9 protein-coding genes and 1 tRNA gene are annotated in these 6,899 nt (G+C 65.2%); 5 read left to right on the top strand and 5 right to left on the bottom strand.

What is annotated here, in order from left to right; all coding sequences use genetic code 11:
* The 5 genes from M3P27_00380 to M3P27_00360 all read left to right on the top strand — a co-directional run.
* A partial coding sequence (locus tag M3P27_00380; GenBank protein ID MDP9266764.1) for a hypothetical protein occupies positions 1 to 412 on the top strand: 412 nt, incomplete at its 5' end.
* A gap of 201 nt (positions 413 to 613) precedes the next feature.
* The gene (locus M3P27_00375; protein ID MDP9266763.1) at positions 614 to 1,162 is read left to right on the top strand and encodes a sigma-70 family RNA polymerase sigma factor; all 549 of its coding nucleotides are present in this window, start codon (positions 614 to 616) and stop codon (positions 1,160 to 1,162) included.
* Entirely contained in the window at positions 1,159 to 1,926 is a 768-nt protein-coding gene (locus M3P27_00370) for an anti-sigma factor (GenBank protein MDP9266762.1), read from the top strand. Before M3P27_00375 ends, M3P27_00370 begins: the two co-directional genes overlap by 4 nt.
* A gap of 26 nt (positions 1,927 to 1,952) precedes the next feature.
* Entirely contained in the window at positions 1,953 to 2,378 is a 426-nt protein-coding gene (locus tag M3P27_00365) for a nuclear transport factor 2 family protein (protein ID MDP9266761.1), read from the top strand.
* 34 nt (positions 2,379 to 2,412) lie between these two features.
* Positions 2,413 to 2,488, top strand: a tRNA-Arg gene (locus tag M3P27_00360).
* A 31-nt stretch (positions 2,489 to 2,519) separates the two neighbouring features.
* On the opposite strand, the gene M3P27_00355 is transcribed toward M3P27_00360, so the two are convergent.
* The 5 genes from M3P27_00355 to M3P27_00335 form a co-directional block, all read right to left on the bottom strand.
* Positions 2,520 to 3,998 (bottom strand): hypothetical protein, encoded by a 1,479-nt coding sequence (locus tag M3P27_00355; GenBank protein ID MDP9266760.1) that lies wholly within the window; start codon positions 3,996 to 3,998, stop codon positions 2,520 to 2,522.
* A gap of 145 nt (positions 3,999 to 4,143) precedes the next feature.
* Entirely contained in the window at positions 4,144 to 4,869 is a 726-nt protein-coding gene (locus M3P27_00350) for a cytochrome c biogenesis protein (protein ID MDP9266759.1), read from the bottom strand.
* A gap of 25 nt (positions 4,870 to 4,894) precedes the next feature.
* Positions 4,895 to 5,593 carry a heme exporter protein CcmB gene (locus M3P27_00345; GenBank protein ID MDP9266758.1) on the bottom strand — a complete coding sequence of 233 codons (699 nt, stop codon included), beginning with the start codon at positions 5,591 to 5,593 and terminating at the stop codon, positions 4,895 to 4,897.
* Positions 5,590 to 6,315: an ABC transporter ATP-binding protein gene (locus M3P27_00340; protein MDP9266757.1), complete on the bottom strand. Its 726-nt coding sequence runs from the start codon at positions 6,313 to 6,315 to the stop codon at positions 5,590 to 5,592. Before M3P27_00340 ends, M3P27_00345 begins: the two co-directional genes overlap by 4 nt.
* Before the next feature lie 5 nt (positions 6,316 to 6,320).
* Positions 6,321 to 6,818: a cytochrome c maturation protein CcmE gene (locus M3P27_00335; protein ID MDP9266756.1), complete on the bottom strand. Its 498-nt coding sequence runs from the start codon at positions 6,816 to 6,818 to the stop codon at positions 6,321 to 6,323.
* Between the last annotated feature and the right edge of the window lie 81 nt (positions 6,819 to 6,899).

Below are 6,899 nucleotides of genomic sequence, written 5' to 3'. Positions count from 1 at the left end.
GCTGCGCCCTGACTTTGTTCCCGCGCAAGAACTGTTGAGTGAGGCCGCCGAGCGCCTGGGATGGGACAAGCTCGCGCTGCAGGCCTTCGAGAATCGCATCTCGCTCCATCCTTCCTGCGACACCTTGCAAAAAGCGGCGCGGCTTTTTGCCAAGTCGGCACGCTACGACAAAGCGCGCGCGCTGGAAGACGGACTCAAAGATTGCGGTCCGCAGACGCTGGCATACTCCGACGCGCTCAGCGAGCGCGGCGAGCACGCGCTCGCCGCCGCCAGCCTCGCCACACCCACACCTGCGATCGCCAGCCCCACCGGACGTTTCCCGGTCGCGATCAGGAACGCTCCCGCGCCCAGCGACCCGAAGATCAATGCGCGCTTCCAGGTATTCATGCTCCCTCCGCGTGACACCGGATAACTGGATTAGAGGTCTCCGCGCCAGCGACCGTTGCTTCTTCCCAAAGCAGCTCCCGGCTTGTCGGCGACCCTGCCCTGCTGGTAGGGTTGCCGTCCTGCACGCCCGTCGTGGGCAGGTGCGTGCGGCGCAGGCCAAACGAAAGCGCAGGATGAGGAATCCGGCGGCCCTCCGCCGAACGTACTCTGAGAGGAAGCTGAGAGCGTGGCTGGTGTCGAACCGCAGACGCGTGCGCAAGACGTGGCGCTGGTCGCGCGCGTTCGCTCAGGCGACCACGCCGCCATGACCGAGCTTTACGATCGCTATTCCGGCCTCGTCTACGCCGTCGCGCTGCGGGTGGCGGGCGATACCGGCGCTGCCGAAGACGTGCTGCAGGAAGTCTTCCTCCAGCTGTGGCGCAAACCCGGCAGCTTTGACGCTGCCCGTGGCAAGCTCGCTCCCTGGCTTGCCGTCATCACGCGCCACCGCGCCATCGACCAGCTCCGCGGACGCCGCGAGCAGATGGACATCGAAGACGTAACGCTCTCCGTCGATGCGCACCTCGAGGAAGCCGCCGATCGCGAGCGCGCTGCCGTGAGAGTCCGCGGCGTGCTGGCGGGAATGGCTGCCGAGCAGCGCCGTGCGCTCGAGATGGCTTTCTTTCAAGGACTCACGCACAACGAGATCGCGCAGCAGACCGGCGATCCGCTGGGCACGGTAAAGACGCGCATCCGCAACGGGCTGCTACAGTTGCGCAAGGCCTTCCAAGCATGAGCACGCACGAACAATCCGCCGAGTTGTTGGCGCTCTACGCGCTGGGAGCGCTGCCCGCTGCCGAGCAAGCCGAGCTCGAGCAACATCTTGCCGGCTGCGCCACCTGCCGCCGCGAGCTCGAAGTCCTGCGCGGAGACGCCGCGCTGCTCGCGCTCACCACCCTGGGACCGGCTCCACCGGAGCGCTCGCGGGCGCGTCTGGTGAGTGCCCTCGCCACCGAGCCGCATATGCGCACGGTCCGTCGCCGGCGCTCCTTCTTTGAGTTCGTCCCTATCCTCGCCACCGCGGTGCTGGTGCTCATCAGCATCCTGCTTTGGCGGGAGAATGTGCAGCTGCGCCGCCGGCTCGAGTACTCGCGCATCGCGCTCGAGCAGGAGCACCAACGGACCGAGCAGGCGCAGATGCTGCTCGAGATGCTTCGCGATCCTGAGGCGCAACACGTAACCCTGGTTAGTCCGAACCAGCCACCGCATCCCCACGGACGCGCCATCTACGCGCCCAAGCGTGCCGAGCTGGTCTTTATGGCGACCAACCTCGCGCCACTGCCCGCCGGCAAGACCTACGAACTCTGGCTGCTGCCCAAGTCCGGCGGCAAACCCATGCCTGCGGGTACCTTCAAGCCCAACGCCGCCGGCGAGGCCCTGGTGATGAACCCGCCACTGCCGGTCGGGGTAGAGGCGGCATCGTTCGCCGTGACCATCGAGCCCGATGGCGGCAAGGACACGCCGACCATGCCCATCCAGATGATGGGCTCTGGCCAGTAGCGCGCGTTTCGTGTAGCTTTTTTTCCGTGAGACAATTCACCGCCGACCAGGTCCGCGCCGAGGTGCAACGTTTCTGGAACGCCTTCGCCGGGAAAGATGCCCAAACCCTCGCCGACTTCTACGCGCATGAGTCCAGCGTCTTCGGCTCCAGCGCCACCCGCTCCGAGCCCGGACGCCTCGCCGCCACCCGCCGCCAGCGCGAATACTTCGGCGCACATTCCACTTTGAAAGCCACACTCGGCGCCATCGACGTTGCCATCCTCGCCGATGGCGGCGCCGCCGTCGCCGACTACACCTTCCAGTTCCACGCCTCCAAGGTCATGACCGCGCTCGGCAGCGTGACGGAAGAGAACATCAAGCACGGCCGCGCCACGCAGGTCTTCGCCTTCGATCCTGACGGCAAGGTGCGCATCGTCCATGAACACCTTTCCACCGTGGACAAGCCGAGCTGAGCGCGACCCGCATCTCGTATAATCAGGCGGCAACGCGCCCGTAGCTCAATGGATAGAGCACCAGCCTCCGGAGCTGGGGGTTGCAGGTTCGAGTCCTGCCGGGCGCGCCATCCCTCTCCTGCATTCCTCAATCGGAAAGGCTTACTCGAAGCGCGGACGCAGGTCGCCGAACGTGACCTGCTGGGGAAATTCCTCGAACAACGGCTGCGCGAACGGATAGAGTCCGGAGTGGAACAACACCGCGCGCCGCTGCGGCGATTGCTTGAGCCACGCCTCCAGCTTGTCGTGCTCGACCTTGTTCACCACGCGGACAGCCACCGCGGTAGCACTGATCTCGTCAGCATGGCTCAGCACGCGCTCGATCTCTCCCTGGTCATCGACCATCACGAACTCCAGCTGCAGCGGCGTCAGCTTTGCCAGGTGCCGGAAGTAGCGCGCGCCGGCATCGTAGTACTGCAATGGGAAATTCTTCTTGGTGTCTTCTACCACGATGGTCTCGCGCGTTAAGAAGCGGATCGGCTGGCCGCCGACCACGGCTTTGTCGCCCACTTGCCGCACCGGCGACGTCCCCATCACCACGCCTGTGCCCTCGTAGCCGATCAGCTCGTCGATGTAGCGGTCCCCGGGCATGATCACGTTCACGCCACGCTGCGCCAGGTAGAAGGCGGCTTTCGCCTTGCCATCGGAGTCGCCACACGCCACCACCACGCTCATGTGCCGCTCCAGCGCCTGGCTCACCAGCGCGGAAACCCCGTGCGTGTCTTCGATGATGCCGAATTGTCCCGCGACGTGCGTGGTGGGGTACTCGACTTTGTCTTCCAGCACCTGGAAGCGGAAGACTCCCTTCTCGTCGGGCGCGTACCACTTGTCGGAGCGCTTCGCGATCAGCGTGCCGGTGAGCGGATACACCTCCGCCGCCGACGCTTTCACGATGCGTGTGACCACCGCACCTTCGTGATACGAGATCAGGTCTTTCGTCGGCATGGGTGCGCCGCTCAGATCCCAGCGCATCTGGTAGCTGAGCCAGTCGCGCGCCACGCGATCCACCTGCGTTCCCACCCGCGTGCCGGCGCTGATCACGATCCGCGTCTCACCCAGGATCATCGTCTTGGGATGGTTCGGGATCTCGAGCTTCGAGGTGATCGCCACGTCCTCGAAGCTGGGGGTGAACTCCCTACGGCCGAGCCGCCCCAGCATGTCCGACTCGCCACCAAGCCCCAGCTTTGCCGCCAGGTCGCCCGCGGTACCGTAGTCCGTGAACGGTTCTTGTCCGCACTCGGGTCCGCCAAAGGCGTAGATGGAACGCGCCATGAACCTGCGGTAGGCGTCCGGATCGGAGTTCGCGATCTGCAGGTACTGCTCGCGCGCGTCACAATTCGGCTGGTCCACCGCGCGCCACAGGATGTATGACACGTCTGCCATCACGAAATCGTCAGGACTCTTGTACTGGCGGTAGAACTCGATCAGGTCGGTGCGCAGCGCCGCGCTCTGTCCCTGCCAGAAGCACGAGAAGCACACCGAACTCCGCAGGTAGGCGCGCCGCTCATAATAAAAATAGCCGGCCACGCTCGCCGCGCCCACGATCACTCCCAGCAGAAATCCGATGACAAGTTTCTTCACCGGCGAGGCTCCCGAGCCGGAAAGCCGACTTCCGCGCCCTCAAGATCCGCGGCTTCCGCGCGCAGCCGTGCGACTCCGCGGACGAGTATCCCCAGGTACGTGAGATGGATCACCCAGGTCGCGACGTACGCTGCGTACAGGTAATTCATCGCTCGGCCCCCGCAGTCGAGACGGCTGCCAGCGCGTGCCGCTCCTCGAGCTGCGCGCGCATCCGCCCCATCGCGTAACGCAGCCACACCAGCAGGATGGCAAACACCAAGAAAGCGCTGAAGTTCACCAGCAACGCTTGCATCATCGGTGGCGCGATCCCCGAACCTTCTCCGCCGCCGATCACCGGCTGCGGATGCTGCGTGCGGAACCATCGGATCGACATGTAGACCAGCGGCACATCCAGGAAGCCGAAGACGGCCAGCACCGCCGCCAACACCGGCGTCTGTCCGCCCGTCGAGTAGCGCCGCAGCAGCAGGTAGCTGATGTAGATCAGCCACAGCACCAGCGTGGTCGTTAGCCGCGCGTCCCACGTCCACCAGATGCCCCACACCGGACGCGCCCAGATCGGGCCTGTCACCAGCACCACGGTGCAGAAGACCACGCCCACTTCCGCGGTTGCCAGCGCGAAGGCATCCGCCGCCGGTTTGCGCTTCCACAAGTAGGCGACCGACGCGATGAAGTTCGCGAAGAACAGCAGGAACGCGGTCCACGCCGAGGGCACGTGGTAATAGAAGATGCGGAAGATCTCGCTGAGCTCGCGCTCTTTCGCCGAGTTCGCCGCCGGCACGTAGATGGATGGCGCGTTCATCGCGGCGTGCAAGCCGAAGCTCAGCAGCGCCGCCGCGATCACCGCCAATACCATGAATGCTGTCTTGTTCATTCCCGGGTCGAAACTCTAACGTCTTTCATTCCGCGTTCAGTACCGTCTCGAATAGCAGCAAGCACACCGTGGTGAAGATGATGTCGTAGACCGCCAGCAGCGCCAATCCCATGCGGGGCGACTCCCCCACCAGCACCGCGGTGGTGGCAAGCACCATCGCGATGAGTGCCGGGATGCTGATCGGGAAAAGGATGAGCGGCAGCATCATCTCACGACTGCGGGTGCGGAGCGAGAGCGCCGCGAAGAACGTCCCATTCACCACCAGCGCCCACGTGCCCAGCAGGAAGACGGCAAGCAGCTGGTACAGCGGCCCGATGGAGCGCAGGTTGTAGAACACCACGAACGCCGGGACGACCAACGCTTCCACCCCGGCGATGAACAGGAGATTGCCCAGCGCCTTGCCGAGAAAGAGCGCGTTCGCGGGCGCCGGCGAGATGCGATACGCATCCAGCACCTGGTTACGCAGCTCGCGCGCCCACGTCTGGTTCAGCGCTACGGTAGCGGCGAACAGGAACGCCGTCCAGATCAACCCCCCGGCCATGCGTCGCGATTCCTCCGCCGTCGGCTCAAAGCTGAAGCTGAAGATCACGACCACGAGCAGCGCGAAGAACAGCATGCCGTTGAGCGCGTCTTTCGAGCGCCACTCGAGGCGAATGTCTTTGGCGAGCGTCGCGCGCGTGACGTGCGCCAGTCCGGGCGGGTTCGTAGCAGCAACGCCACTCATCGCCGCGCCTCCGCCGCTCGCCGCGTGCCCACGCCGCGGCTGGCGATCAGTCCATTCGCGAGCGTGATGGATTCATCCGCAATGTCGGCCAGGTGTGCCGGCTGGTGTGTCACCACGAAGATGGTGCGTCCGCCATCGCGCATCTTCCCCAACGTCTGCGCCATCGCCGCCGCGGACGCGGCGTCGAGGTTCGAGAACGGTTCGTCCAGCAAGAGCAACTCGGGTGCATGCAATACCGCCCGCGCTAGCGACAAGCGCTGCCGCATCCCCTGCGAGTAGTCGCCCACCCGCCGCGGCGACGCCGGGTCGAGCCCCACCGTCGCGATCGCGCCCTCCCACGCCGCCGCCTGCTGGATGCCATAGAGTCCGGCGAAGTAGCGCAGGTTCTCGCGCGCGTCCAATTCGTCATATAGGAACGAGGCGTGCGCCATGAAGCCGAGCCGGCGCTGCACCGCGCGTGGCGGCTCTCCGAAGATGCGGACCTCGCCCCGCGTCGGCTCCGTCAAGCCGGCCATCATGCGCAGCAGCGTGGATTTCCCTGCGCCATTCTCGCCCAGCACCGCATACAGGCATCCGACACGGAACTCGGCAGTCACGCCCTTGAGCGCGGCAAAGCGTCCAAAAAGTTTGCTTATGCCGGTGAGTGCGACGGCGGGACTACTGGGAGTGTTACGAAGAGTGTCGCCCGGGTCGTCGCGCAGAGCATTGGGCTCGGTCGGCAAGCCGTTCAGTCGCCCGCGCTCGCACTCTTCACTGGAGCCGGGGCGGATGCCGGCGCCGCGGGCGCCGCTGGCGCTTTCGTCCCCGGCTGGGGCGGAGAATTCGGATCGGCAGGCGCATACTTCGACGCGCACTTTGCCTGTAGTTTTTTCGCGTGGAAGACGCCATCGCGCCCGTATTCGCCTTCCGCTAAAGCCTGTGCGTTGTCCACGAAGGTGTCCGGAGGCGCCTCGCTACCCACGTACGACACCGCGACCGTCTGCCCTAGTTCCACCAGTTGGAACTGCACCTTCGTTCCCTGCCGCTGGATCGATCCCGGCACCACGTTCCCCGCCACCCGCAAGCGCTTGGAGTATGCGCCGTCGCCCATCTTCCGCAACTCCGAGATGGTCACGTAGTAGCTCTTGTTCTCCTGCGCGCCGGTGAACGCGAGGTAGCCGAGCGAAAGCACGATCACAGCCGTCGCCAGGCCGAAACGCAGGTAGCGATTTTGTGCGGTAGACATGGATGGGATACCAAGCGCCGCTGAATCGAAGTCCGTCAGCTCGAATCTACGCTGCCGCAACACCAACTTCAACCCGGCGGC

It is taken from the genome of Acidobacteriota bacterium (assembly GCA_030774055.1).
Taxonomy (GTDB): domain Bacteria; phylum Acidobacteriota; class Terriglobia; order Terriglobales; family Acidobacteriaceae; genus JACPNR01.
Note: the sequence above shows the minus strand (reverse complement) of the source record. Positions and strands in the feature narration are given on the sequence as shown.

What these genes read in the sequence shown, in the direction of transcription:
- M3P27_00350 (MDP9266759.1), bottom strand. Translation starts at nt 4,869, where the DNA reads ATGAACAAGACAGCATTCATGGTATTGGCGGTGATCGCGGCGGCGCTG.
- M3P27_00335 (MDP9266756.1), bottom strand. Translation starts at nt 6,818, where the DNA reads ATGTCTACCGCACAAAATCGCTACCTGCGTTTCGGCCTGGCGACGGCT.
- M3P27_00345 (MDP9266758.1), bottom strand. Translation starts at nt 5,593, where the DNA reads ATGAGTGGCGTTGCTGCTACGAACCCGCCCGGACTGGCGCACGTCACG.
- M3P27_00370 (MDP9266762.1), top strand. Translation starts at nt 1,159, where the DNA reads ATGAGCACGCACGAACAATCCGCCGAGTTGTTGGCGCTCTACGCGCTG.